This window comes from Haloterrigena sp. KLK7 (assembly GCF_037914945.1).
GTDB classification, from domain to species: Archaea; Halobacteriota; Halobacteria; order Halobacteriales; family Natrialbaceae; genus Haloterrigena; species Haloterrigena salinisoli.
Genome location: NZ_CP149787.1, coordinates 1,356,319 through 1,380,469, shown reverse-complemented (window position 1 = coordinate 1,380,469; position 24,151 = coordinate 1,356,319). Strand labels below are relative to the sequence as shown.

Annotated in this window: 26 protein-coding genes; 13 read left to right on the top strand and 13 right to left on the bottom strand. The window is 66.8% G+C overall.

Annotated features, from left to right (window positions below):
* Positions 1-130: 130 nt before the first annotated feature.
* Positions 131-1,132: a stage II sporulation protein M gene (locus WD430_RS06830; protein ID WP_339105266.1), complete on the bottom strand. Its 1,002-nt coding sequence runs from the start codon at positions 1,130-1,132 to the stop codon at positions 131-133.
* A gap of 132 nt (positions 1,133-1,264) precedes the next feature.
* On the opposite strand from WD430_RS06830, the gene WD430_RS06825 reads away from it, so the two are divergent.
* From WD430_RS06825 to WD430_RS06815, 3 genes are all read left to right on the top strand, one after another.
* Positions 1,265-2,563, top strand: a complete 1,299-nt coding sequence (locus WD430_RS06825) for an amidohydrolase (RefSeq protein WP_339105265.1) — start codon at positions 1,265-1,267, stop codon at positions 2,561-2,563.
* A 159-nt stretch (positions 2,564-2,722) separates the two neighbouring features.
* Positions 2,723-3,538, top strand: coding sequence for a carboxypeptidase-like regulatory domain-containing protein (locus WD430_RS06820; protein ID WP_339105264.1), 816 nt, complete (start codon positions 2,723-2,725; stop codon positions 3,536-3,538).
* Between the two features lie 225 nt (positions 3,539-3,763).
* Positions 3,764-5,053: an adenosylhomocysteinase gene (locus WD430_RS06815; RefSeq protein WP_339105263.1), complete on the top strand. Its 1,290-nt coding sequence runs from the start codon at positions 3,764-3,766 to the stop codon at positions 5,051-5,053.
* 56 nt (positions 5,054-5,109) lie between these two features.
* Here the strand turns inward: WD430_RS06815 and WD430_RS06810 are convergent, their stop codons facing one another.
* On the bottom strand, positions 5,110-5,895 hold the full coding sequence (locus WD430_RS06810; RefSeq protein ID WP_339105262.1) for a PAS domain-containing protein: 786 nt from the start codon (positions 5,893-5,895) through the stop codon (positions 5,110-5,112).
* A 78-nt stretch (positions 5,896-5,973) separates the two neighbouring features.
* Positions 5,974-6,231 (bottom strand): HalOD1 output domain-containing protein, encoded by a 258-nt coding sequence (locus WD430_RS06805; RefSeq protein WP_339105261.1) that lies wholly within the window; start codon positions 6,229-6,231, stop codon positions 5,974-5,976.
* A 264-nt stretch (positions 6,232-6,495) separates the two neighbouring features.
* Here WD430_RS06805 and WD430_RS06800 point away from each other — a divergent pair, with 264 nt between their 5' ends.
* The 3 genes from WD430_RS06800 to hjc all read left to right on the top strand — a co-directional run bounded on the left by WD430_RS06800 (position 6,496) and on the right by hjc (position 12,777).
* Positions 6,496-11,268, top strand: coding sequence for a PAS domain S-box protein (locus WD430_RS06800; RefSeq protein ID WP_339105260.1), 4,773 nt, complete (start codon positions 6,496-6,498; stop codon positions 11,266-11,268).
* An 87-nt stretch (positions 11,269-11,355) separates the two neighbouring features.
* Positions 11,356-12,192 carry a CPBP family intramembrane glutamic endopeptidase gene (locus WD430_RS06795; RefSeq protein ID WP_339105259.1) on the top strand — a complete coding sequence of 279 codons (837 nt, stop codon included), beginning with the start codon at positions 11,356-11,358 and terminating at the stop codon, positions 12,190-12,192.
* A gap of 63 nt (positions 12,193-12,255) precedes the next feature.
* The gene (hjc, locus tag WD430_RS06790) at positions 12,256-12,777 is read left to right on the top strand and encodes a Holliday junction resolvase Hjc (protein WP_339105258.1); all 522 of its coding nucleotides are present in this window, start codon (positions 12,256-12,258) and stop codon (positions 12,775-12,777) included.
* A 95-nt stretch (positions 12,778-12,872) separates the two neighbouring features.
* Here the strand turns inward: hjc and WD430_RS06785 are convergent, their stop codons facing one another.
* Complete coding sequence (locus tag WD430_RS06785; protein WP_339105257.1) at positions 12,873-13,091, bottom strand: hypothetical protein; 219 nt, start codon at positions 13,089-13,091, stop codon at positions 12,873-12,875.
* Positions 13,092-13,367: 276 nt separating this feature from the next.
* Here WD430_RS06785 and WD430_RS06780 point away from each other — a divergent pair, with 276 nt between their 5' ends.
* Positions 13,368-13,865, top strand: coding sequence for a hypothetical protein (locus WD430_RS06780; protein WP_339105256.1), 498 nt, complete (start codon positions 13,368-13,370; stop codon positions 13,863-13,865).
* 12 nt (positions 13,866-13,877) lie between these two features.
* Here the strand turns inward: WD430_RS06780 and WD430_RS06775 are convergent, their stop codons facing one another.
* From WD430_RS06775 to WD430_RS06765, 3 genes are all read right to left on the bottom strand, one after another.
* Positions 13,878-14,237 (bottom strand): hypothetical protein, encoded by a 360-nt coding sequence (locus tag WD430_RS06775; protein ID WP_339105255.1) that lies wholly within the window; start codon positions 14,235-14,237, stop codon positions 13,878-13,880.
* Between the two features lie 89 nt (positions 14,238-14,326).
* On the bottom strand, positions 14,327-14,995 hold the full coding sequence (locus WD430_RS06770; RefSeq protein WP_339105254.1) for a bacterio-opsin activator domain-containing protein: 669 nt from the start codon (positions 14,993-14,995) through the stop codon (positions 14,327-14,329).
* Positions 14,996-15,059: 64 nt separating this feature from the next.
* The gene (locus tag WD430_RS06765) at positions 15,060-15,683 is read right to left on the bottom strand and encodes an SWIM zinc finger family protein (RefSeq protein ID WP_339105253.1); all 624 of its coding nucleotides are present in this window, start codon (positions 15,681-15,683) and stop codon (positions 15,060-15,062) included.
* A 201-nt stretch (positions 15,684-15,884) separates the two neighbouring features.
* Between WD430_RS06765 and WD430_RS06760 the strand changes: the two genes are divergently transcribed.
* Together WD430_RS06760 and WD430_RS06755 are read left to right on the top strand one after the other, a co-directional pair.
* The gene (locus WD430_RS06760) at positions 15,885-16,154 is read left to right on the top strand and encodes a hypothetical protein (RefSeq protein WP_339105252.1); all 270 of its coding nucleotides are present in this window, start codon (positions 15,885-15,887) and stop codon (positions 16,152-16,154) included.
* A gap of 42 nt (positions 16,155-16,196) precedes the next feature.
* Positions 16,197-16,604, top strand: coding sequence for a hypothetical protein (locus tag WD430_RS06755; protein ID WP_339105251.1), 408 nt, complete (start codon positions 16,197-16,199; stop codon positions 16,602-16,604).
* A 59-nt stretch (positions 16,605-16,663) separates the two neighbouring features.
* Here the strand turns inward: WD430_RS06755 and priL are convergent, their stop codons facing one another.
* The gene (gene priL, locus WD430_RS06750; protein ID WP_339105250.1) at positions 16,664-17,746 is read right to left on the bottom strand and encodes a DNA primase regulatory subunit PriL; all 1,083 of its coding nucleotides are present in this window, start codon (positions 17,744-17,746) and stop codon (positions 16,664-16,666) included.
* 172 nt (positions 17,747-17,918) lie between these two features.
* On the opposite strand from priL, the gene WD430_RS06745 reads away from it, so the two are divergent.
* Positions 17,919-18,785 (top strand): alpha/beta hydrolase, encoded by an 867-nt coding sequence (locus WD430_RS06745; protein ID WP_339105249.1) that lies wholly within the window; start codon positions 17,919-17,921, stop codon positions 18,783-18,785.
* Positions 18,786-18,808: 23 nt separating this feature from the next.
* On the opposite strand, the gene WD430_RS06740 is transcribed toward WD430_RS06745, so the two are convergent.
* The 4 genes from WD430_RS06740 to WD430_RS06725 form a co-directional block, all read right to left on the bottom strand.
* A complete protein-coding gene (locus WD430_RS06740; protein WP_339105248.1) occupies positions 18,809-19,129 on the bottom strand; it encodes a HalOD1 output domain-containing protein in 321 nt (106 codons plus the stop codon).
* 141 nt (positions 19,130-19,270) lie between these two features.
* Positions 19,271-20,014 (bottom strand): DNA polymerase sliding clamp, encoded by a 744-nt coding sequence (locus WD430_RS06735; protein WP_339105247.1) that lies wholly within the window; start codon positions 20,012-20,014, stop codon positions 19,271-19,273.
* 341 nt (positions 20,015-20,355) lie between these two features.
* Positions 20,356-20,625, bottom strand: a complete 270-nt coding sequence (locus WD430_RS06730; RefSeq protein WP_339105246.1) for a hypothetical protein — start codon at positions 20,623-20,625, stop codon at positions 20,356-20,358.
* A gap of 105 nt (positions 20,626-20,730) precedes the next feature.
* Positions 20,731-21,411: a dienelactone hydrolase family protein gene (locus tag WD430_RS06725; RefSeq protein WP_339105245.1), complete on the bottom strand. Its 681-nt coding sequence runs from the start codon at positions 21,409-21,411 to the stop codon at positions 20,731-20,733.
* Positions 21,412-21,515: 104 nt separating this feature from the next.
* On the opposite strand from WD430_RS06725, the gene WD430_RS06720 reads away from it, so the two are divergent.
* Positions 21,516-22,076, top strand: coding sequence for a uracil-DNA glycosylase (locus WD430_RS06720; protein WP_339105244.1), 561 nt, complete (start codon positions 21,516-21,518; stop codon positions 22,074-22,076).
* Positions 22,077-22,166: 90 nt separating this feature from the next.
* Positions 22,167-22,871 (top strand): hypothetical protein, encoded by a 705-nt coding sequence (locus WD430_RS06715; protein ID WP_339105243.1) that lies wholly within the window; start codon positions 22,167-22,169, stop codon positions 22,869-22,871.
* Here WD430_RS06715 and WD430_RS06710 read toward each other — a convergent pair whose 3' ends face one another.
* The gene (locus tag WD430_RS06710; RefSeq protein WP_339105242.1) at positions 22,872-23,117 is read right to left on the bottom strand and encodes a hypothetical protein; all 246 of its coding nucleotides are present in this window, start codon (positions 23,115-23,117) and stop codon (positions 22,872-22,874) included.
* A 167-nt stretch (positions 23,118-23,284) separates the two neighbouring features.
* Between WD430_RS06710 and WD430_RS06705 the strand changes: the two genes are divergently transcribed.
* Positions 23,285-24,070, top strand: coding sequence for a 23S rRNA (uridine(2552)-2'-O)-methyltransferase (locus WD430_RS06705; RefSeq protein ID WP_339105241.1), 786 nt, complete (start codon positions 23,285-23,287; stop codon positions 24,068-24,070).
* The last annotated feature ends 81 nt before the right edge of the window (positions 24,071-24,151 follow it).

The following is a 24,151-nucleotide window of genomic DNA, read 5'->3' as shown; positions in this document are numbered from 1 at the left end:
ACTCCGTTCCCCGTTCGCATCCGAGGTGCTCCCGTCGGTCGCACCTCGCTTCGCTCGACCAGCCGACAGCGCGCGCCACCGCACGGCGGAGTTCGGTCAGTCCATCGAACGCCGGGTGTCGAGTTCCACGCTACATCGGGACGAGCGCGTCCGCGATGAGCAAGGTCACGTAGGCCTCGACGAACGCGGCGAGGACGAGCAGCAGCCAGCCGAAGACGACGAACACGGTCGTTCGCAGGAGATACGCCTTCGTGAACAGCGCGTCTCGGGAGCCGACGAGGCGCTGGCCGACCCGGTGGACGAACCGGAACCCCACGCCGGCGGCGATAAACAGCGCCGGAAGCTCGAAGATCCCGTGCGGGCCGATCAGAGCGAGGATCACCAGCGGACCTGTTTCGGCGCCGAGGACGGCCGCGACGTTACCGATGAGCAGCCCGTTGAAGACCATGATCAGCAGCGTCGCGATCCCCAGCGTGAGCGCGCCGCCGATCGCGAACAGGAACGCCGGCGTGTTGTTCGCGATGAAAAACGACGCCGTGGGCTCGAACGGGATCCCACCGCCGGGATCGACGCCCCCTCCGGGCAGTTCGCCCTCGCCGAGGTCCTCCGTGATCACCTCGAGCAACAGCTCGGTCAGGTCGACGCCGGCGGCGTACAGCGCGACGCCGATGCCGATCCCGAGGGCGAACAGCGCCGCCGAGAACCAGACGTACGGCCGGTGCTCTGCCCACGCGTCGTCGAGGCGGCCGAGCAGCGACGGGGCGATCGTTCGGCCGACGAGGCCGGCCGCGCCCAGTCCGACCCCGAGAACGGCGGCGCCGGCGGCCGCCGTCGGCGCGTCGTGAGCGACGAAAATCGTCCCCGCGGTACCGACGGCGACGACCGCGAGCGAGAGCAGGAGCGCGGCCCAGACCCGATTCCGCCGGGAGCCCGGACCGGCAGGCGAGTCGGGCGGCTCCGTCCCGCCGCCGCGGTTCGGCTCCGGACTCGAGGCGTCGCGTTCCCGATCGTCCTGCGGGTCGACGGGAGGCCGGTCGGTCCGCGGTTCGTCGCGGCGGTCGGACGGCGGCCGCTCGCCGCGGTCGGTCGTCGCGTCGGTCCGCCCGGCCCGGTCGTCGTCGCTCCCGCTCATGGTGGCAGTTCACCGAAATGGGGGATAAATCTCCGGTCGGTCGGCGGGATTCGGCGCCGGACGGCTCCCGCCAGGGGCTCGGACCGCCGTCGGGTCGACAGTATAAGGCCCCTCCGCGCGAAACGCCGAGCCATGACGACGCTGGCGATCACCGGCGGGCAGGTGCTGTTGCCCGATATCACGGTGACCCGAGCGGACGTACTGATCGATCAGGACGACGGCGAAATCCTCGAGATCGGCGACGATCTCGCGGGCGCGGCCGACGAGACCCTCGACGCCGCGGACTCGCTGGTCACGCCGGGGTTCGTCAACGGCCACTGTCACGTCGCGATGACCCTGCTCCGGGGCTACGCCGACGACAAGCCGCTGGACGCCTGGCTGCGGGAGGACATCTGGCCCGTCGAGGCCGAACTGACCGCCGACACCGTCCGCGCGGGGACCGAACTCGGCCTCCTCGAGATGATCAAGTCGGGGACGACCTCGTTCGCGGACATGTACTTCTTCGTGCCGACGATCGCCGAGACGGTCGCCGACGCGGGGCTGCGGGCCCGCCTCGGTCACGGCGTGATCTCCGTCGCCAAGGACGCGGACGCGGCCCGCGAGGACGCCCGCGAGGGCCTCGCGGTCGCCGAGGAGATCGACGGGCTGGCCGACGGCCGGATCTCGTCGGCGTTCATGCCCCACTCGCTGACGACCGTCGACGGCGAGTACTTAGAGGAGTTCGTGCCGCAGGCCCGCGAGCTCGGCGTCCCGATCCACTACCACGCCAACGAGACCGAAGACGAGGTGGCGCCGATCGTCGAGGAGCACGGCGTGCGGCCGCTGGCCTACGCCGCCGAGCGCGGGATGGTCGAAGACGGGGACTTCGTCGCCCACGGCGTCCACGTCGACGAGAGCGAGATCGGCCTGCTCGCGGAGGCCGGGACGAGCGTGATCCACTGCCCGGCCTCGAACATGAAACTGGCCAGCGGCATGGCGCCCGTCCAGCGCATGCGCGAGGCCGGCGTCACCGTCGGCATCGGGACCGACGGCGCGGCCTCGAACAACGACCTCTCGATGCTCGACGAGGCCCGCGACGCGGCCATGATCGGCAAACTGGCGGCCGAGGACGCCAGCGCCGTCCCCGCGGAGGCGGTCGTCGAGATGATGACGCAGGGCAGCGCGGACGCGATCGGGCTCGACACGGGTCGCCTCGAGGAAGGCTCGCCCGCCGATCTCGCAGTGATCGACCTCGAAAAGCCACATCTCACGCCGCGTCACGATCCCGTGAGTCACCTCGCCTACGCCGCGGCGGCTGCGGACGTCCGCCACACCGTCTGCGACGGACAGGTCCTCATGCGCGACCGCGAGGTCACGACCCTCGACGAGGGGGCAGTCCGGTCGCGAGCGAGCGAGGCGGCCGAAACGCTGGTCACCGCGGCCGAAGAGTGACCTCGATCGGACCGTCTGTGGCCGCCGTCCGCACCGAAATCTGAACACTCAGAACTAATTATAAACGTTCAAAACGTCTCTCAATCCGTCTCGGTGTGCAAGAAACACCGAGAACCACCCGGGGGGTTTATTCACGAATTGCTGAATGTCTCGAGCGGAATGAGTAGACGAAAACTGTTTGCGACGGCCCTGGCCGTCGCGATGCTGGTATCGCTGTTCGCACTGCCGGCCGCGGCAGCAGCGAGCGCAACCACGGAGGCCGCCTCGCTCTCCGACGGGGACGAGACGGTAGAACCGACCAACGAAACTGATACGTCTGATAACGAGACGGTCGATGAGAACGACTCGATCGAGGAGAACGTGACGCTCTCGATCGACGTCACCGATGGGGTCGTGACTGTCACCGCCGACGGCGAGGCCGTCGCGAACGCGAGCGTCTCGGCGTCGGCCGACGGCGAGAACGTTTCCTACGAGGCCAGCGGGACGACCGACGAGAACGGCACGTTCTCGCTTCCGGCGCCCGAGGGCAACGAGAGCATCAACGTGACCGTCACGGCGGCGTTCGACGGCGAGACTGCCGAGACGACGGCGACGCTCGAGCCGGCCGAGGAGGACGACGATACCGCGCCGAACTTCGGCTCGCTCGTCGGCCAGTTCATGGAGGAACACGAGAACGCGTCCGACAACGAGAGCGACGAGCCGTTCGGTCTCGCACTGGCCGGCTTCGTCGTCGACCACAACCCGGGTAACGCGCCGGATCACGCGGGTCCGCCGGCCCACGCCGGTCCGTCGGGCGGTGACGACGTCGACGATGACGACGACGAGAAGCGCCAGGGTCCGCCGGCCCACGCCGGTCCGCCGGACGAGGATGACGATACCGACGACGATGTCGAAGACGAGGAGGAAGAGGACGCTGACGACGACGAAGCGGAAGACGGCGGCGGTCCGCCGTCTCACGCCGGTCCGAACAACTAACGACCGATTGGCGGACGGCGGTCGACGGTGCGGCGTTCGAGTCGTCAGAGGAACGAACCCCGTCGTCGCCGTTCGAACGACCTTTTTCGACCGAGATCGATACTGGCTGAGCGACAGTTTCCAGTGGGGGAGTCGCTCGTCCACCGATCGTTTCGCTTCGAACAGCCGTTCCACGCTCGACATCGCTTCGGTAGCGTTTTGGCGCCCCTCCCACTCAGTCCACTCATGACCGACACTGCGTATCCGCCGATCAGCGAGCAACTCGACGATCTCGAGTCCGCACGCGAGGAGGGCCGTCGCAAGATGGACTGGGCCGCCCAGCACATGCCCATCCTCGAGTCCGTCCGCGAGGAGTTCGTCGCCGACCAGCCCTTCGAGGGCGAACGCATCGGCATGGCGATGCACGTCGAGGCCAAGACGGCGATGCTCGTCGAGACGCTCGCAGAGGGCGGCGCCGAGGTCGCGGTCACGGGCTGCAACCCGCTGTCGACCCACGACGACGTCTCCGCCGCGCTCGACACTCACGAGAACATCACCAGCTACGCGAAACGCGGCGTCGACGACGAGGAGTACTACGCCGCCATCGAGGCCGTCATCGCCCACGAGCCGACGATCACGGTCGACGACGGGATGGACCTCGTCGCGGCGATCCACGAGGACTACCCCGAACTGATCGACGGCATCGTCGGCGGGGCCGAGGAGACCACCACTGGGGTCCACCGCCTACGCGCGATGGACCGTGACGGGGCGCTTGACTACCCCGTCTTCGCGGTCAACGACACGCCGATGAAGCGCCTCTTCGACAACGTCCACGGCACCGGCGAGTCCTCGCTGGCCTCCATCGCGATGACCACGAACCTCTCGTGGGCCGGCAAGAACGTCGTCGTCGCGGGCTACGGCTACTGCGGCAAGGGCGTCGCGAAGAAGGCCGCGGGCCAGAACGCGAACGTCATCGTCACCGAGGTCGAGCCCCGACGCGCCCTCGAGGCTCACATGGAGGGCTACGACGTGATGCCCATGTCGGAGGCCGCCGAGGTCGGCGACGTCTTCCTGACGACGACCGGCAACCGCGACGTCATCGTCGAGGAGCACTTCGAGAAGATGCAGGACGGCGTCCTGCTCGCGAACGCCGGCCACTTCGACATCGAGATCGACCTCGAGGCGTTAGACGACCTCGCAGTCGACCGCTACGAGGCCCGCGACGGCGTCGAGGCCTACGAACTCGAGGACGGCCGCAAACTGAACGTCATCGCCGAGGGTCGCCTGGTCAACCTCGCCGCGCCCGTCTCGCTGGGCCACCCCGTCGAGGTCATGGACCAGAGCTTCGGTATTCAGGCCGTCTGTGTCCGCGAGATGCTGGAGAACGGCGACGCCTACGACGCGGGCGTCCACGACGTGCCGGACGAGCTCGACAAGGAAATCGCCGAGATCAAACTCGAGGCCGAGGGCGTCGACCACGACTCGCTGACGGAGACCCAGCGCGAGTACATGGACTCCTGGGACCACGGAACGTAAGCGCAGCAGCTACCGTTCGGTCGTCCGGAACGGAACCGAATACGAGTTCCCGAAAACTACACCGAGTCGTCCGCCGCCGCTTCGGGGTCGGCGTCGAGCGATTCCACCACGAATACCAGACTCCCGTCCTCGGGACCGCCCAGACGGACCTGGACGGGAAACGTTACCCCCGATTTTCGCCGGCCGGTACAGCTGCCGGTCCAGCGCCAGCCGTCCGCGACCGTCGGTACCGCGGTCGTCTCGAGCCGGTCGACGCTGTCGTCGGTGAACAGCGCCCGCCACGACCGTCCGGAGAGCTCGTCGCGACTGTAGCCGAACTGCATCGCGAACCCTCGATTCGCGAACTGGACGGTGCCGTCGGGCGCGACGATGGCGATGGCGTCCCCGGCGAGTTCGATACCGGCCAGCGAGCGCTGGGTCAGACCGGCGAGTCGCCGTCGCTCGACGAGCGACCGAATCTGGCGGCCCAACTGCCCGCCGTCACCGGTCGCCGCGGAGCGATCGAGCCAGTCGATCCAGCGATGGGACCGCACCGCGTCGCCGACCGTCGTTCCCTCGTCGACGAGGAGGACGACCGGACGGTCGGTCGTCTGCCGGGTCCCCCGCTCGAGGAGCTCGGTCCCGTTTTCGGACGGGTAGGAAGCGACGAGACAGTCGGCGTCGTCGAGATCCGGGAGCGCGTCCGCGACCGACGGCGCGGTTCGAACCGCGAGCCGATCGTCGTCGGCGACGGCCGCTTCGACCCGCTCGATGTGCCGTCGATCGCCGACGGCGAGGGCCGTAATCTCCTCGGCGATCGGCGACCGTCTCTCGAGGTCGGGCGCGATCGCCGCCGGAGTCATCGGTTCCCACCCGGTCGATCCGCGCGCGAGGGCTCGACGCTGGAGGGAACGGCCGCCCCCGTCGCGCGACCGCACCGCTTACGGTTGCTCATGGACCGTCCCGTCGACCGAGATGGTTCCGTCGCCTCGGACTTCGACCGTGTGGTCGCCGTAGTTGAACTGGACGCGCGCGGTCGTCGGCGTGGTCTCCTGAAAGAGCTGATCGAGCGCCTCGGGATCGACGACGTGGTACAGCGGCTCGAGTTCGACGGGGTCGGTGTCGGTCGCGTCGGCGAGGGCCTCGATGACTGAGAGACTGAGCGAATCGTTGTGGTAGTCAAGCGTCGTTCCGGGCATTATGTTCGTTCAAAGGCGAACGACGGGTATCCGGCTGTCCATTATACACGTAATCCCGTCGCGATCGAGACACTACATGTATAGAAGGCCGATCGATTCGAACCGCTCGCGCCTCCCTTCATCGATTGATCGGCCCGGGCCCGACCGTTCGTCGAGGTCGGTTCACGAGTCATCCACTATCGATATAACGCGACCGATAAATTCCGGACGAAGACTACCGATAATAACCGTACAGATCATGTATGCCCCTTGCGTACGTCGGCCATGGACATTCGTTCGTCTCGCGGCGGCGCCGTCGACGACACCACCGGCCGGTGGCCGCCATTGACTCTCTTCGAAGCGGTTCTCGTCGGTGCGGTGCTCCTCGGTCTCTGCTCGCGACTCGGCGATCCGTCGGTCGTCCCGGTCCCCTTCGTTCTCGGTCTGGCCGCCCGCGGCGGCGCCGATCGCGAGTCGACGCTCGATCGCCTCGCCGGCGAACTCGAGACGTTCGTCTCACAGATTCGGAACGGCGACGAGACGTCCGCCGCTCTCGACGCGGACGCCGGGGACCCCGACTTCGAACTCGAGCGCGACGACGCCCTCGGCCGCCTCTCGACGGCGATCGACGACCTGACGACGGCGGTCCGGGAGCGGGAGCGTCGATTCGACGCGCACGAACGGGAGCTTCGGGAGTCGAACCAGCGCCTCGAGGCGATCCTCGAGTCCTCACCGACGGCGGTGGTCGCGCTCGATACCGACGATACGGTGACGCTGTGGAACCCCGCCGCCGAACGCATCTTCGGCTGGACCGAGGACGAGGTCCTCGGCGAACCGCTTCCGTTCGTCCCCGACGATCGGGCCGAGGACCACCGCGAGATCTTCGAGCGATTGTTCGACGGCGAGTCGATCACCGGTCGCGAGACCCAGCGCGTGACGAAAACCGGCGATCGGATCGACGTGAGCGTCTCCGCCGCTCCGATCTACGACGCCGACGGCGAGATCGCCGGCACGATGGGCGCGCTCGAGGATATCACCGAACGCAAGGAACGGGAACGCCGACTGGAGCGGACGAGCGCGCGCCTCGAAGCGCTGTTCGAGCACTCTCCCGATATGATCGACGTCGTCGACCTCGAGGGGACAGTCGTCGAGGTGAACCGGCGGCTCTGTACGGAACTCGGCTACGCCGAATCGGAACTGATCGGCACGAAGATCTGGGACCACGAGCGGCTGCTCGACGCCGACGAGATCACGACGCTGCTCGACGAACTGGCGGTCGGCGAGCGCCGCAAGTTCGAGGGTCGATTCCGCCGTCGGGACGGGTCGACGTTCCCCATCGAGGTCCACCTGATCCGCATCGAACTCCCGGAGGGCGATCGGGTCGTGGCGATCAGCCGCGACGTCACCGATCGAAAGGCCGACGAGCGGCGATTGCGCGAGCGAGAGCGAGAGCTACAGCGCTACAAGGCGTACACCGACGACGTCCTCGACGCCATCGACGACGTGTTCTACGTGCTCGACGAGACCGGATCGCTCCTCCGGTGGAACGAGACGCTCGCCGCGGTGACCGGCTACGACGCCGCCGAGATCGAATCGATGAGCGGCCTCGAGTTCTTCGCCGAACGGAACCACGCGGCCGTCACCGAAGCCGTTCGAGACGCCCTCGAGACCGGGACGGCCCGGGTGGAGATACCGATCCTGACCGCCGACGGCGAGTCGATCCCCTACGAGTTCGTCGCGACCAGGATCGAAGATATCGACGGCGACACCGTCGTGGCCGGGATCGGCCGCGATATCTCCGAGCGAAAGCGGTACGAGCGCGACCTCGAGCGGACGACCGACCTGCTCGAGCAGGCCCAGCAGCTGGCCACCGTCGGCGCCTGGGAGCTCGACGTCCGCGAGGACCCGCCGGACGTCCGGTGGACCGACGAGGTGGCCCGGGTCCACGAGCTCCCGCCGGGGACGGACGTCGACTTCGAGCGGGCGATGGAATTCTACCACCCGGCGGATCGCGACGCGGTCCGGACGGCCATCGAACGCGCGATCGAGGACGGCGAGAGCTACGACCTCGAGGTCCGACTCCAACCGGCCGACGGCGCCGATCAACGCTGGGTCCGGACGATCGGCGAACCCGTCTCCGAGGACGGGCGAGTCGTCAAACTCTACGGATCGCTGCAGGACGTCACCGACCGCAAGGAGCGCGAACGGGACCTGCAACGCTACGAGACGATCATTCAGTCGATCGGCGATCCGGTCTACACGCTCGACGAGTCCGGGACGGTTCAGTTCATCAACGACGCGATCGAACCGCTCGCGGGATACGATCCCGACGCGTTGATCGGCGACGACGTCTCGGCGCTCCTGCCGCCCCCGGACCTCGAGCGGGCCCGCGAGCAGGTGCGAGACCTGCTCCGGGAGGACGAGCCGTACGGGACCGTCGAGACGGACTTCGTCACGGCCGACGGCGACGTGATCGAGACGGAAACGCACGTCGCCCTGTTGCCGATGGACGACGGCGAGTTCGCCGGTACGGCGGGGGTCGTCCGCGACATCACCGACCGCAAGGAACGCGAGCGCGAACTCGAGCGCTACGAGACGATCATTCAGGCGATCGGCGACCCGGTCTACACGCTCGACGAGTCCGGAACGTTCCGGTTCGTCAACGACGCGATCGAACCGCTCGCAGGGTACGACCCCGAGACGCTGATCGGTTCGGACATCGAGACCGTGATGTCTCCGGAGAACCTCGAGACCGCCCGGGAACTGGTCCGGGAACTGCTCCGGGAGGGAAAGCCCTACGAGACCTTCGAGATGGACCTCGAGACCGCGGACGGCGGCGTGATCGAGGCGGAAAACCACATGGCGTTGCTGCCGACGGACGACGACGAGTTCGCCGGCACGGCGGGGGTCGTTCGCGACATCACCGACCGCAAGCGACGCGAGCGCGAACTCGAGCGGACGACGGATCTGCTCGAGCGTGTCCAGCGGATGGCGAAGGTCGGCGGGTGGGAGCTCGACCTCGAGCCCGAGCCGCGGACCGCGACCTGGACCGACGAGATGTATCGGCTCCACGACCTCTCGCCCGACGTCACGCCCGACCTCGAGCGGACGATCGAGTGTTACCATCCCGACGACCGGGCGTTCGTCCGCGAGCGAATCGAGACGGCCATCGAGACGGAGACGGGGTACGATTTCGAGGCCCGCATCCGGACCGGCGAGGGCGAGATCCGGTGGGTCCGCTCGATCAGCGAACCGATCCGAGACGAGGCCGGCGACCTCCACAAGTACCGCGGCACGGTCCAGGACATCTCCGACCGCAAGCGCCGGGAACTGGCCCTCGAGTCGCTCCACGAGACCGCTCGCGGACTGCTCAACGCCGAGACGGAGTCGACGGCCGCCGATCTGGTCGTCGACGCGGCCGCCGACTTGCTCGAGTCCGGGGACGTCGGCGCCGGCGTCTACCTGCTCGATTCCGAGACCAATCGGTTCGAACCGGTCTCGTCGACGCCCGGCTTCGCCGACCGCTCCGACGGTCCGCCGTCCATCGCGGTCGGTGACGGCGATTCCGTGCTCTGGACGACCTACGTGACGGGCACCCAGACCGTCGTCGACGCCGCCGAGATCGGCGACCGGTCGCCGATATTCGGCGGCGACGCCCCCGGCGGGCTGCTCGTTCCGATCGGCGACTACGGCGTCTTCGTCCTGCTGGCCTCGCCCGCGACGATCGACGACGAGACCCGCCGGCTGTTCGAGACGCTCGTCGCGACCACCGAAGCGGCGTTCGACCGCCTCGAGAGCGAGGCGAACCTGCGGGAGCGCGACGCGGAGCTGGCGGCCCAGAACCGCCGCCTCCGCCGCCAGATCCAGATCACGGAGATCATCCGAGGGATCGACCGGTCGCTCATCGGGGCCGACGGCCGCGACGAGATCGAACGGACCGTCCCCGAACGGCTCGTCGCGGCCGACAACGTCTCCTTCGCCTGGATCGGCGATCTCGACGCGAGCGGTTCGACCCTCGAGCCGCGCGCCTGGGCGGGCGACGAGCCGGAGTATCTGGACGCGGTCGATCTCGGTCTCGAGGGCGAGTCGCGAGAGCCCGCGGTCCGGGCCGCCCGGTCGGAGGCGCCGACGGTCGTCGAGAACGTCGTCGAGGGGCTCCAGGGAGAGGCGTGGCGAACCGACGCGCTCGACGCGGGCTTCCAGTCGGTCATCGCCGTGCCGCTCACCTTCGAGGACTACGGGTACGGCGTCCTGACGGTCTACGCCGACGAGCCCGACGCGTTCACCGACTTAGAGCGGTCGGTGTTCGCGGAACTCGGCGAGGGGATCGCCAACGCGATCAACGCGGCACAGACCCGAGAGGCCCTCCACGCCGAGACGCTCGTCGAACTGACTCTCGACCTCGAGGCCGACGACGTCCTGTCGCGGATCGCGACGGCGACCGGCGCCGCGGTCACCTACGAGGGACTCGGTACCCACGGCGAGTCCGAGACGGTCCTGTTCTTCGAGACCCGGGGCGCGTCGGCGGACGCCGTCCGCGACGCGCTCGACGACCTCGTCTCCGTGACGGCGTCCCGACTCGTCAGCGACGGGGAGGAGGGCTGTCTGTTCGAGGCGACCGTCACGGGCGACGTCCTCGCCTCGCGGCTGGTCCGCCACGGCGGGAGTCCGCGCTCGATCGCGATCGACGACGGCCGGACCGAGGTCACCGTCGACGTCCCCGTGACGACCGACGTCCGCGAGTTCGTCGAGATGCTGCGGGATCGGTACGAGCGCGTCGACCTGCGGTCGCGCCGGCACGTTCAGCGAGCGATGCACACCCGACAGGAACTGGTGACGTCGCTGTTCGAGGACCTGACCGACCGCCAACTCGAGGTGCTCCGGACGGCGTATCTGGCCGGCTTCTTCGAGTGGCCCCGCGAGAGCACCGGCGAGGAGATCGCCGAGATGCTCGAGGTGACCCAGCCGACGGTCAACCGCCATCTCCGGATCGGCCAGCAGCGGCTGCTGTCGCAACTGTTCGACGACGAGACGCTCTCGCTCGCCGACGGCTCGTGAGCCCCTCGGCTTCCGACGGCGCGTCGGCCGGACTCGATCCCGCTCGAGAGAGGAACGCCCAAGGGTCCGGTCCGCATATAGTCGGGTATGGAAACATCGCAACGGCGCCGCGAGCGGACGGACGGACCGCTCCGCTCGACGCTCGTGGCCATCGGACTGACCGTCTTCGGCGTCCTCGTGGCCCCCAACTTCACGACGTTGCCGGCGTTTCTGCTCGATCCCGCGCTGATCCGTTCGCCGACGGAGGCATCGATCACCGCCAGAACGGCGTTGCTGTCGCTCAACTTCGTCGGAATCGCCCTGGCCGGCGCCATTTACCTCGCCGTCACCGACCGCGGCTGGTCGTACGTCGACCTCCGCGTGCCGACGAAACGGGGCTGGCTATACGCCATCGCGGGCGTCGTCGGCATCCTCGTGTTCTACTTCATCGTGGCCGTCGTGGTCTCCATGCTCTCGCTGCCCTCCGCCGAAAACGACGTGATGACCTACATCGGCGACGACCCGACGATGGTCCTGATCATGATCGGCATCGTCTTCTTCTTCAACGCGCCCGCCGAGGAGTTCCTCTTCCGGAACGTCGTCCAGAAGCGCCTCTACGAGGCGTTCAGCCGCACTCAGGCGATCGTCATCGCCAGCGTCATCTTCGCGCTCGTCCACTTCGTGTCCTACGCCGTCCTCTCGGACTCGCTGCTCGCGACGATGGTGCCGATCGCGACCGTCTTCGGCGGCGGACTCATCTTCGGCTACCTCTACGCGAAGAGCGAGAACCTGCTCGTGCCGATCCTCTCTCACGCCGTCTACAACGGCTTCCAGTTCGGACTGATCTATATCGTGCTCGTCTACGACGTCGAGGGCGCGGAGCCGACCGCCGAGGCGTTCGTCGACCTGGTGGCGACGGTCGCGACCCTGCCGCCGGCGCTGTAGCCGAGCGATCACTTTCGCCGCGCCCTCCGTCCTTTTATTATCGCCCGCGGGTGAGAGGTCCGTATGTCTCAGGCGAAGGGCGACCGCCGCGAGCGGGAACTCGTCAACGAACTCGACGCGGCCGGCTTCGCGGTGATGCGCGCGCCCGCCAGCGGCTCCGCGACCGAACGCGAACTCCCCGACGTCCTCGCGGGCGACGGCGAGGTGTTCTACGCGATCGAGGCCAAGTCCAGTTCCGGCGACCCCATCTATCTCACCGGCGAGGAAGTCGAGGCGCTGATCTTCTTCGCGCAGAACTTCGGCGCGAAACCCCGCATCGGCGTCCGCTTCGACCGCGAGGACTGGTACTTCTTCCACCCCGGCGACCTCCACGTCACCGACGGCGGCAACTACCGCGTCAAGAAGGAGACCGCCATCGCCGACGGCACCGACTTCGACGAGTTCGTCGGTCGCTCCGAGAAGGTCACCCTCGAGGAGGTCGGCGAGGACGGCGACGACGGTCCCGACGAGGACGTTCTGCGCGTACTCAACGCCGTCAAGCAGGACGTGATGGACGTCGAGGAAGCCGCGGAGCTGCTCGAGTGAGCGGGCGCCGATCGGCCCGCGACCGCGAGCCGCCGAGCGGTCGACGCCCGCCCAACTAGTTGGGGTCAACTGATTTCCATTCGACCGGCCTGAATTCAGTGACCGATGACCGATTCGACGGCGATCTCGCGCGGGACGGCGGTCTGTGAGGACTGCGGCTCGGTGTTCGCGGTCCGGATCTGGCCGGACGGACGGATTCGGCCGATCGGCTCCCCGAGGAACTGTCCCTGCGGCGGGACCGACTTCCGCCGGGTCTCGTGATCGGGGCCGTCCGCTGCGCTCGAGTCGCGATCGGACGCCGCTCGAGCCGTCACCGCGAGCCGCTTCCTTCCGATCGCTTCATTTATCGATCTTATCCGCAATTCGCGCGTCTGGCGACGAACTCCGGGTTGCTCTCGCCGGTCGTTCGAGTCGGAACGGCCGCCGTCTTCGTGATCGCGGCGCTAGCGGGGCTGGACGGCCTCATTGTCCGAAATCAGGTTCGAATCGGAACGTCCGGTTCGGCGACTCCAGATGCGAGCTGAACGGTAGGTCAAATAGACGTTTGAGTCAGAGGAAGGTCTTTCCGATCTTGCATCGTCTTATCTGACATGAACCGTCGAGTTCTCCTCTCTACTCTAGCGATCCTTCCGTCCGTTGGGGTAGCTGGGTGCCTCGGACGACGAGCGGCTACCGATTCGGACTCCGTATCACTGCCCGATCCGGTATCGGAACTCGAATTCGAGATCACCGATACCGGTTTCGATCCGAGGGACGATCCCGTGATCTCATTCACCGAGGGACCCAGCGAAGCAACGGTCGAGGGAGCGATCTGGGTTGGATCAGAGAACTGTACTGAAGCGATACTTACTGACGTCTCCTTCGACGGGACGGACGATTCCATAGCGCTTCGTGTCGGCCCTGGGAAATCGAATGAACATCCCGATACTCGACTTCTCGGTGGTTCCTGCGATGAGGCGATGAGCGCTGACGGTTACCAGATCGAGATCTCTGTCGAGGACGACGTTCGGGCTATCACGGTCACTGAGCGAGATGCAGAGGGGAATAGTCGAACAGCACAATCGAAGTACCTCGTCATTTGCGGATGACTGTGAACGATCTCACAGCGCAACTAGCGGGTGAAGAACGGGATCCGCGTCGATAATGGCTGACAGCTGGGGTTGCAACTGATCGAACTCGGGAGTTGGTTCCACCAGTTGGCGTTTCTGATCGTATTCAACGAGCGATTGCTCTTCTAACATCGGGATATGCACGTGGTGCAGTTCCATCCGGATCTGCATCGATTCTTCGCCGGAAATCTCTCTCAGCGGTGTGTGATGATTGTGTTTAATGATCGTCTTCGTGAGATCGTTCACCGTTAGCGACCGCTTCTCGCTCGCGAGTACTGCAAGGACGATGCGACGGTGTTGCTCTCGACACAATTCGAGAAGCGTATCGAACTCGGTAGAAGTCCCAACCATAAACAGATAGATAGGCCCCTTGCGGAAGAGGGGAAGGGCTGTATAGTACTACTTCCGAGAGTGGCGTCCAGCCACCTGTAGTTGGTGAATTAGTCTTTATCCTCGTCTGGATGGCTGATCGTCAACGTACTGGTGATGAGATTGTTGTATGCAGCGCGAAATCGATTCGAAAGCGTCTGTTGTGCGATCCCCATTTGTTCCGCCAGTTCCCTCATTGTTACTGCGCGTGGAACCTCGTAGTAGCCCGCTTCGAGCGCAGCTACCAGTGTCTCCCGTTGCGTCGGCGTGAGATCGTACTGGGCGCTCGCCATCGCCTGTTCCTGTTCTTGGGTTCGATTGAGTTCAAATGAGATGTCGTTCTCATTACAGTATTTTTGAAATTCCGAGAGAGCGTCCTGACTGTCGAATCGCATTCGCAATTCCCAGTCTTCCGCTTTGCCGATTGCTTGCATGAGCGTCGCGCCGAGTTCAACGTATGCATAGATGATTGTCTCGACGTTTTCCGTCCACTCGGCCCGATACAATCTCGCCCCCTCTACTTCGTCGATAACAGCGGCGTTTGTCACGGAGGAATCGTCCCGAAACGCGTCTTCAAACTCCGCGTGGTCACCGCCACTCACCCAGAAATAGGGCATAATCCGATCTTCCATCGTCGCCACGACCTGCTCGATCTCGACGATCATCTGTGGAACCGCTGTGAGTGCGTGGTTCAGTGCGAGATCGTCTGATTTGACGGAAAACTCGGCGATAATACTCATACCACTGGTTGGTGGTCAAGCACAATAAGTCAGCGCTGCAAACCGATCGACATCGAGAAACGAGCTACGTCGCTTTCTCGAGTCTGGTCCGCGGGAAGACGTAGACCTTCAGCGAGCCGGGGACGACGCCGTTCTTCGCGACGGTCGCGTGGGGATAGACGGCGCCGACGACGGGAACGTCGGGGTCGTAGCCCTCGTTGGTCGCGTAGTCGGCGACGGTGGTGTCGCTCCCGCCGATCGTCACGGCGTCGGCCCGCAGGTCGGAGACGTCGACGACGGTGAGCCGATCGCCGGTCTCGCGGTCGACGACGGTCTCGCCCGGGCGGATCTCGTGGTCCTCGCAGTAGAACGGCTCGGTCTCGTCCTCGTCGACGAAGGTCGTCGCGCTGCAGTCGTGACACGCGATGGCGATCTCGCCCGGCGGCGGCGTGCGGCCGTGGGTGATCTCGATCGCCACGCGGCGGATGTGCTTGCAGCGGGCCTCTCGGAAGACGTAATCCGGACAGGTACAGCGACCCGACTCGAGGTCGACGAGGTAGGTGTGATCGCTGGCCGACTCGACCTCGTAGAGGCCGTCGCCCAGCGCCAGCACCGACATCGGTTCGGTGCGGGCGCGGCGCGAGCGCTCCTCGAGGTGGTCGCTTGACGGTACTGGCAGGGCTGTTTTCGGTGACGCTGTTGTGTTCATGGGTGCGTCAGAGTGATCGCTGGGTCGGTCGGCTGGCTATTCGACGAGAGTAGGGGCTCGAGCGATATAACGGGCGCGCCGGCGGTTGCAGGCCGGCGCTTTATGCGGGTTTCGACGCGCTCGCTCCGCTGTCACATCGGACGCGAGCGGGCCCACGCCCTTCGAAGCGCTTTTGCCTCGGCCGCCGAAAGCAACGTACCAATGCTCGACCGCGAACAGATCATCGAAATTGGCGTCTCCGTCTCGATGGTCCTGCTGATGCTCGGCGCCATGATCACTATCGGGACCCAGTACGGCGGGTCCAGCGGTACGCTCTCCCCCGAAGGCGGCGAACTGCTCGTCGGTACGATCACCGGCTTCATCGTCCTGATGCTCGCGGTCGGTATCGGCCTCGCGTACGTCCTGAACGACCCCGAGGACGGCCTCGAGGCCGACGACGAGACGGACGCCGATACCGGAAGCGCGATCTGACGACGGCGGTATTCTTTTCACGACTCCCGTTTGACAGAAACTATGGGCAGTTCCAACGCCGACCCCGAATCGACGGATCGGTCCCGCTCGAGGTGGGCGGCGATCCCCGCTGTCGTCCTCGCCGCCCTGCTCGGATCGTCGCTGCTGTTCCTCGTGACGTCGCTCGTCGATTCGAGCGTCGCCGTCGGCGGAATCGCGATTCTGACGCTCGCCGCGGCCGGCCTGCTGTGGCGTCGCGACGCGGACTCGACGGCCGCCGAGGATACCGGTAGCGGCGTCGACGCCGCCGTCGACCGCAGTGGCGGCGACGGGGCGGAGTCTACCGTCTGGAACGCGATTCCGCCCTGGCAGTACGACGGTCGACACGCCGAATCCGGCGGTCTCACTCGCGGCGAACAGGAACGGGCGCTCCGGGAGATCCAGCGGCAGGCCGACGAGCTCGAGGAGTAACGGCGCCGAACGTCGCGTCGATGCGATCGTGATTTCGGGAGCGACCGGCGAGCGACGTCCTAATCGCCGCTGGCGGACTGTTCCTCGCTCTCCCCCTCGCGCCAGTCCTCGATCTCCTCGTCGTCGGCGTCGTCGATCCGCTCCTCGTAGTAGGCCATCGGGTGCGGAATGCGTTCACAGAGGTCGTCCTTGTTCACGCAGTCGCCGTAGGACTGCATCGTCGCACAGGAGGGCGGCGAGTACTCCGTCGGCGAGGTGTCGCCGCGGATGTGGTCGGTCTGGTAGCGGGTCATCTCCTCGCCGAACGACGAGTTGACCCGGTAGAGGTCGACGATCTCGTCGGTGGTCATTCCGATGCTCGTCAGGAAGGCGGTGATCGCGAACCGCGAGTGGTGGGGCAGGTGTTCGCCCTTCTGGATGTCGTCGAGCAGGGCCTTCATACACGGCGGGAACAGGTCGGGGACGACGGTGTCGATGTCCTGCGTGAGTTCGAGATCGGCGAGCACCTCGCGGATCTCGGCGGCCTCGTCCTCGAGGGCCGAAGCGATGACGTCGGGGACGTCGAAGGGGAGCCCGTCCTCGATACGGCCACGGATGGCCTCCCGCAGCAGGGTCAGCAGTTCGTCGTCGTCGACCGGCACCTCGCCGTCGGTCAGCGCGCGGTTGACCAGTCGCCACTCGTCGCCCCACAGGTCCTCGGCGAGGGGGAGGTAGGTGCCGACGTCGATCCGGTAGCCGTCGTCCGTCTCCCGGACCGCCTCGGCCAGGTCGAACTCCGAGAGGAGGGTCTCGAGGTCCAGACCGGTCGACTCGACGCTCTTCAGTTCCGTGGTGTCCTCGAAGTCGGCCGTGAAGCGATCGTAGGCCGTCGCGGCCTCGGCGCGGGCGTACTTGCGCACGAGGACGCGTTCGCCGACCATCGAGACGAGAACGCGCGCGACCGGGTAGGAGAGCAATTCGACGCGGGTGTCACGTCGCGGCTCGCCCGTTTCGCCGTCCTCGAGGGCCGCCACCACGCGCTCGCGGGCGCGGTCGACGACCGCCCGGTCCTGGTCGACGACGGTGGCCAGATCGACGGCCTCCGTCGCCACGGCGTCGCGGGCGGTCTCGAGGAACGGGTACCGGGCGTGCAGTCGCTGCATCGGTAATGCGATGTTACTGCGCGGGGTTAAAGCCGCTGATTGTTCGGCGGAGGGTGGCGCGGGTAAGCCGGGATTGGATCCCCGCTCGATCGGCGACAGAAGCGGCCCTGACCGACGTATCGGTCAGCGTTCGAGGATCGATTTAAAGGGCGTTCGACACGTCTCCTCGAGTATGCCACGGGCCACTCGAGACGGCGTGTCGATCTACTACGAGTACGACGAGAGCGAGGGCGACGGGACACCGGTCGTCTTCGTGCAGGGGCTGGGCTACGGGCGCTGGATGTGGCGCTGGCAGCGCGAGGCCGTCGGCGGCGACCGCGACGCGGTCGCGCCGGACAACCGCGGGACGGGCCGATCCGACGCCGGCCTCCCGCCGCTGCTCCCGCGCCTGCCGCGGAAACTCCGCGCGCCCCTCATCTTCAAACTGGCCGGCTACTCCGTCGGCGGTCTCGCCGCGGACCTCGAGGCGGTCCTCGACGACGCCGGCATCCGTCGGGCTCACATCGTCGGCGCGAGCATGGGCGGGATGATCGCCCAGCGCTACGCGCTCGAGTACACCCGGGCGGAGACGCTGACGCTGTGCTGTACGAGCCACGGCGGCCCCGACGCCGTCCCGGTTCCCGACGAGACCCAGGAGTTCATCTTCGACGTCCCCGACGGCGCGAGCGAACGCGAAACGCTACGCCACCGGATGCGCCCCGCCTTCAACGAGCGGTTCACCAATCGTAATCCGCACTTGATGGATCGGATCATCGAGTGGCGACTCGCGCAGGACGCCGGGGATCCGGCCCGCGAGGCGCAGGCCGCGGCCGTCTTGGACTTCGACGTCAGCGATCGGCTCGATCGGCTCCGCGTGCCGACGCTGGTGCTCCACGGGACCGACGACCGCGTGGTCCCCTTCGAGAACGGACTGCTGCTCGAGGAAGCGATTCCGAACGCGCGACTCGAGCGGGTCGAGGGCGGCTCGCACTGCTTTTTCATCGAGAACGCCGAACGGGTCAACGAGGAGCTGCGGGCGTTCCTCGCCGAACACGACTGATCGTCGCGGCGACCGGGCCGGGGTTACGCGGGCGACGGGGCGGCGCCGTCGTAGAACCGGATTCGCCCGTCGCTTCGCACGCCGACCTCGTATCCCGCGTAGGGAAACCAGAGTTCGTGGCTGCCGGTGTCGGCTCGCCGGGCGTGGTCGATCAGCGAGTCCAGCGCGTCCGGATCGACGGCCTCGTAGAGGGGCTCGAGGTCGACCGGCCGTTTGCCGACGAGCGCCGCGACGGCCGTGATAACGGCCTCGCTGGCTCGCTCGCCGGTGTCCGGATCGAACGTCGTGACGTACGTCGGCTCGTCCGCGTCGCTCGTGTCCGTCGGATCGCCTGCGGAGGGCATGCCCCTGGCTATTCGGGAGGGACTGGTAGACTCCCACCTTTCCATATGATTCCTTTAAGTTATCGGCCGCTCCGTCAGGATCGCCGTCTCCCCTATCGACTACTGTCGTCGACAGTCGATCGAAACGAAGCGAACGTCGGCTTACTCGCTCTGGATACGCGGCGCGAGCATGTAGGTGACCTGTCCCTGGCCCTCCGCGAAGCCGAAGTAGATCTTCACCGGGAACTCCTCGCCGAGGTGGAGCGTGACCTCGGTGTCCGAGGGGATGGCCTTGTTCATGTCCTTCAGGTAGTCCAGCGAGAACAGCGAGTGGGCCGGACCGACCTGCAGGTCGATCAGATCCGCTTCGGTGAGTTCGAGGTGGACGTCGTCGGTGTCGCCCTCCGCGTCGACGTAGAAGTACTCCTCGCCCTCGTCGACGCCCAGCGCGATGTGGTCCGAGACCATGTCGGCCGCCTTGACCGATCGGTTGACGTCTTTCCCCTCGAGGACGACCTCCGCGGGCAGATCGAGGTCCGGAATGTCCGGTTCCTGGCGGATCGAATCGGGGTCGATCAGCGCCAGGGTGTACTCCAGCCCTTCGATCTGAATGTGTAGCTTTCGCGTCTCTTCGTCGAGTTCGAGCTGGACGAGCTGGCCGGACTCGGCCATGCTCGCGATGTCCTCGAGCCGCGAGAGGTCGACGCCGATCAGCCCGCCGTCGGCCTCGTAGGATTCGAACGCCGAGGCATCGAGCGAGAGGTCGACCATGCCGACGTTAGCGGGATCGACGGCCCGGATCTCGAGGCCGTCCTCCTCGAGGTGAATCTTACACTCGTCGACCAGCACGCTGATCGAATCGAGCGCGCTGGTGAGCGTTTCCGCGCTCACGATGGCCTTGAACATATACGCCGTGCTACGGACGGTTGCCATAAAAAGGCACCCTTTACGCGCGGCTACGACGCCCCCGATAGCGCGGTTTCGCGACGGACGGCAACCGCCGCGTCGGGCCGTGACGGCGGTGCTCGGTACCGGCGTTCCGGTCAGTACTCCTCGCGTAACTGGATCGCGTCGTCGGTGACGACGCGGATCTCGTTGCCGTCGCCGTCGATGACCCGCTTGCCGGCGTCCTCCGTCGTGAGGTCCGTACTCATGGTCGGGGCTCCACCCTACGTCGGGATAACTGCTGGCCCGGAGTTCGCAACCGCCGTCAGGGCGATCGACCGAGCGCTCGAGCGAGCGATCGCTCAGGACTCGATCTTCTCGACGATCTCCTTCGCCTGCTCCTCGGCTTTGTTCTCGCCGACGCTCTTTTTGATCAGGACGCTGGTCACCTCCCAGTCGTCGTCGCCCTCGACCTTCCCGGTCCGGACCTCGCTGTTCTCCGAGACCGATTCCGCCGGGTTCTCCGCCCAGTCGGGCGTCCGGACCTCGTCGTACTCGTCGGGGTCGCGGAACCGCACGTGGATGTAGTCGTCCTCCGTCTCCACCTTGTTGACGTCTGGCGTGTCGGCCATGCGAACGCCTCCACCGGCCGCGAGCCTAACGGTACGCCCTGAATACGCCCGTTTCGGGGTGGGATCGATTCTCGAGCGCGGGCCGGGTCGCGGCCGTTCGCGGACTCACTCGAGGTGCGCCGCGAACCAGTCGGCGGCGTGGTCGGCGACGGCCTCGAGTTCGCCCTCGCCCTCGAAGAGGTGGCCGGCGCCCTCGACGATCCGGAGGTCCCGCTCGCAGGACAGCGCCTCGTGGATCTCGCGGTTCAGTTTCAGCACCGACTCGTCCTCGCCGCCGACGATCAGCAGCGTCGGTGCGTCGACGGTTCCACCGCCTTCTCGAGGCGTCTCCGACGCCTCGCCGTCGACGACCTCGGCCGCCATGTCGACCCGGCCGCCCCGCGAGACGACTGCATCGATCTCGGTCTCGGGACGGGCCGCACCCCGCAGCGCCGCCGCGGCGCCCGTGCTCGCGCCGAAGTAACCGATCGACAGACCGCTCGCTTCCGGCCGCTCGCGGACCCACTCGGTGGTCGCGACGAGCCGATCGGTCAGCAGCGGGATGTCGAACCGATTCTCTCGAGCCCGGTCTTCCCGCTCGGTGAGGAGGTCGAACAGGAGCGTTCCCAGTCCCCGCTCGCGCAACCGCTCGGCGACGAAGTTGTTCCGGGGACTGTGCCGGCTGCTGCCGCTCCCGTGGGCGAAAACGACCAGTCCGCTCGATTCCGCCGGAACGGCGAGTTCCCCCTCGAGAGTCACGTCGGGCAGTTCGATATCGACCACGGCGGACGATTCGTTCGCCGTCATACGCGTCGCTCCACCGGGGAAGCGGTTGACTATTGGGGGTCAGCACCGACCGGATGCGTACGCAGGGGAACGAACGTTTGTCGAGGCGACGGTAGTGAGGGCCCATGAGCGACCGCGAGTCCACCGACTGGGAGTTCGAGGACGTCTTCGCCGACGCCCTCGAGGCGGTCCCCGACGAGCACCGCGAGCCGGAGCGGTTCGTCCCCGGCGTCGGGCCGCTGTCGGCCGACGTGATGCTGGTCGGCGAGGCTCCCGGCAAACAGGAGGTCAATCAGGGCGAACCGTTCGTCGGCCAGGCCGGCCAGCAACTGGACCGCGCCCTCGAGTCGATCGGCCACGACCGGCGAGACCTGTATATCACCAACCTCGTCAAGGTGCGGCCGCCGGAGAACCGCGATCCCCACGTCGACGAGATCGAGGCCTGGTGGCCGGTGCTCGAGGCCGAACTCGAGCGCGTCGACCCCTCGGTCGTCGTCCCGATGGGGAGTTTCGCGACGGCCGAACTCCTCGAGACCGACGAGACGATCACCGATCTGCACGGCGAAGACTTCGAACGGGAAGACCGCAACGTGATGCCGATCTTCCACCCGGCCGCGGCGCTGTACGACCGGAGCAAGGTCGACGCGATCGAATCGGACCTGCAGGCGGCTCTCGAGGCGGCGTAACGCGACAGCAACGGCGGTACCTCGAGTCGGCGAGCACCTGTGCAGTTGCAGGCACGAACGGCTTGCTCCGCTCGCCCGAACCTCGAGGGGATGAGTCCGAGCTTCACCAGCGACGACGTCGGAAAGCCGGTCGAGACGGCCGAGGGCGATCAGATCGGCGTCGTCGCCGACGTCGATCCCGAGACCGCTTACGTGGAACCGGCACCGGACGTCGGCGACTCGACCCGAGCCGCCCTCGACTGGGGCGGCGACGAGGAGGCCGTCCCGCTGGCCGACAGCGCCGTCAGCGAGTGGACCGGGGACGCGATCCGACTCGAGGCCGGGTTCGCGGCGGACGCCGTCACGTCGGGTGACGAGACGAGCGAGGACGCGCCGTCGAACGACGAGGCGCCCGAGATCGACCCCCAGGACGCCGACTACGACCCCGGCGAGCCGGTGGCCTCGAACCCCACCGAAGCGCCGCCCGACGAGCCCGGGACGACGCCGGACGACGAAATCGGCAACCGCGAGGGGACGGATCCGATGGTCGAGGACGACGAGTTCTACGACTCCCCAGAGGACGGGGCGCGAATCGATCCCGACGACCAGATGGAGCCGCCGGAGGAGACCGAACCGCAGTCGGAGTCGGACGATCGAGTCGAAGAGACAGCGACTGACGAGACGACTACTGACGAAACAGACCGCGACGACGTCGACGTCGATCCCGACGAGGTGACGGACGGCGAGCCGGAGGCCGAGATCGATTCCGACGAGGACGTCGCCCGACGCGGCGGCCCCGGCGACTCGAGCGAGTAATCAGTTCGTAATCGTCAGGATGCCGTCGTTGACCGTCACGTCGCTCGCGCCGGCGGGAACGTCGAACTCGAACTGTTGTCCATCTACCACGACGATCGCCGTCCCATCGACGACGTCGAGCGACGGTTTGGCGCCGGTGGGACCGAAATCGACCGCGATGACCTGTTCGTCGCCGTACTCGCGTTTCGTGATCGTGACGTCGTCGCGATCGTCGACCGCGGCCTCCAGTTCCGGTGGCGTGTCCATGTGCGAGCGGTCGCGCCCGCTCGCCGTAAGCGGCATGCACGAAACTGCTACCTCGGACCCCTTGCCGCTCTCTCGCCGGCGGTTCGATCGCGCTCGAGACGGGGTTCCCGGCGCGCGTCTCGCCACACCTATCCGTACCGGGCTCCTAGCGGGTTCAGAAACCGATCATGGCGCGGAAAGACGACTACTACAACAGGGCGAAACAGCAGGGCTACCGGAGTCGGGCGGCCTACAAGCTCAAACAGCTCGACGACCTCGAGAACGTCATCTCCGGGCGCGACACGGTCGTCGACCTCGGCGCCGCTCCCGGCGGCTGGCTGCAGGTCGCCGCCGAGAAGGTCGGCCCGCAGGGAACCGTCATCGGCGTCGACCTCCAGCGGATCAAGGACCTGGAGGACGAGACGCTGAACGAGCGCGTCGAGACGATCCGCGGCGACATGACCGAGGAGAAGACTCGCGACCGCGTCACCGACGCCGCGGGCGGCTCCGTGGACGTGGTCGTCTCGGACATGGCGCCTAACATGTCCGGCGAGTACTCGCTCGATCAGGCCCGCTCGCTGTACCTCGCGCGACAGGCCTTCGAGACCGCGCTCGAACTCCTCGAGTCCGGCGGAAACTTCGTCGTGAAGGTCTTCGAGGGGCCGGACGTCGACGACCTCCGAGCCGACATCGACGACGAGTTCCAGTACGTCCGCGCGACCGCGCCGAAGGCCAGCCGCGAGGAGTCCTCCGAGATCTATCTGATCGGAAAGGGAAGACTCACCGCTCCCGTCCGAGAGGGCGACGAACTCGAGGTCGAAATCGTCGACGTCGGCAGCGAGGGCGACGGGATCGCGAGCGTCGACGGCTACCGCCTGTTCGTCCCCGAGACCGAACCCGGCGACGTCGTCGACGTCCGCATCGAGGACGTCAAGCCGAACTTCGGGTTCGCGCGGCCGCTCGACGACGAGTGAGGGCGCCGCTCGAGACGGTTCGACTCCGTTCTGCGTTCGGATACACCGGCTGACGCTGTGTCGCGCTGCTACCTGCTGACG

Bases quoted from the DNA above. Each gene is read 5' to 3' on its own strand.
- WD430_RS06830 (WP_339105266.1), bottom strand. From the start codon at position 1,132: ATGAGCGGGAGCGACGACGACCGGGCCGGGCGGACCGACGCGACGACC.
- WD430_RS06825 (WP_339105265.1), top strand. From the start codon at position 1,265: ATGACGACGCTGGCGATCACCGGCGGGCAGGTGCTGTTGCCCGATATC.
- WD430_RS06820 (WP_339105264.1), top strand. From the start codon at position 2,723: ATGAGTAGACGAAAACTGTTTGCGACGGCCCTGGCCGTCGCGATGCTG.
- WD430_RS06815 (WP_339105263.1), top strand. From the start codon at position 3,764: ATGACCGACACTGCGTATCCGCCGATCAGCGAGCAACTCGACGATCTC.
- WD430_RS06810 (WP_339105262.1), bottom strand. From the start codon at position 5,895: ATGACTCCGGCGGCGATCGCGCCCGACCTCGAGAGACGGTCGCCGATC.
- WD430_RS06805 (WP_339105261.1), bottom strand. From the start codon at position 6,231: ATGCCCGGAACGACGCTTGACTACCACAACGATTCGCTCAGTCTCTCA.
- WD430_RS06800 (WP_339105260.1), top strand. From the start codon at position 6,496: ATGGACATTCGTTCGTCTCGCGGCGGCGCCGTCGACGACACCACCGGC.
- WD430_RS06795 (WP_339105259.1), top strand. From the start codon at position 11,356: ATGGAAACATCGCAACGGCGCCGCGAGCGGACGGACGGACCGCTCCGC.
- hjc (WP_339105258.1), top strand. From the start codon at position 12,256: ATGTCTCAGGCGAAGGGCGACCGCCGCGAGCGGGAACTCGTCAACGAA.
- WD430_RS06780 (WP_339105256.1), top strand. From the start codon at position 13,368: ATGAACCGTCGAGTTCTCCTCTCTACTCTAGCGATCCTTCCGTCCGTT.
- WD430_RS06775 (WP_339105255.1), bottom strand. From the start codon at position 14,237: ATGGTTGGGACTTCTACCGAGTTCGATACGCTTCTCGAATTGTGTCGA.
- WD430_RS06770 (WP_339105254.1), bottom strand. From the start codon at position 14,995: ATGAGTATTATCGCCGAGTTTTCCGTCAAATCAGACGATCTCGCACTG.
- WD430_RS06765 (WP_339105253.1), bottom strand. From the start codon at position 15,683: ATGAACACAACAGCGTCACCGAAAACAGCCCTGCCAGTACCGTCAAGC.
- WD430_RS06760 (WP_339105252.1), top strand. From the start codon at position 15,885: ATGCTCGACCGCGAACAGATCATCGAAATTGGCGTCTCCGTCTCGATG.
- WD430_RS06755 (WP_339105251.1), top strand. From the start codon at position 16,197: ATGGGCAGTTCCAACGCCGACCCCGAATCGACGGATCGGTCCCGCTCG.
- priL (WP_339105250.1), bottom strand. From the start codon at position 17,746: ATGCAGCGACTGCACGCCCGGTACCCGTTCCTCGAGACCGCCCGCGAC.
- WD430_RS06745 (WP_339105249.1), top strand. From the start codon at position 17,919: ATGCCACGGGCCACTCGAGACGGCGTGTCGATCTACTACGAGTACGAC.
- WD430_RS06740 (WP_339105248.1), bottom strand. From the start codon at position 19,129: ATGCCCTCCGCAGGCGATCCGACGGACACGAGCGACGCGGACGAGCCG.
- WD430_RS06735 (WP_339105247.1), bottom strand. From the start codon at position 20,014: ATGTTCAAGGCCATCGTGAGCGCGGAAACGCTCACCAGCGCGCTCGAT.
- WD430_RS06730 (WP_339105246.1), bottom strand. From the start codon at position 20,625: ATGGCCGACACGCCAGACGTCAACAAGGTGGAGACGGAGGACGACTAC.
- WD430_RS06725 (WP_339105245.1), bottom strand. From the start codon at position 21,411: ATGACGGCGAACGAATCGTCCGCCGTGGTCGATATCGAACTGCCCGAC.
- WD430_RS06720 (WP_339105244.1), top strand. From the start codon at position 21,516: ATGAGCGACCGCGAGTCCACCGACTGGGAGTTCGAGGACGTCTTCGCC.
- WD430_RS06715 (WP_339105243.1), top strand. From the start codon at position 22,167: ATGAGTCCGAGCTTCACCAGCGACGACGTCGGAAAGCCGGTCGAGACG.
- WD430_RS06710 (WP_339105242.1), bottom strand. From the start codon at position 23,117: ATGGACACGCCACCGGAACTGGAGGCCGCGGTCGACGATCGCGACGAC.
- WD430_RS06705 (WP_339105241.1), top strand. From the start codon at position 23,285: ATGGCGCGGAAAGACGACTACTACAACAGGGCGAAACAGCAGGGCTAC.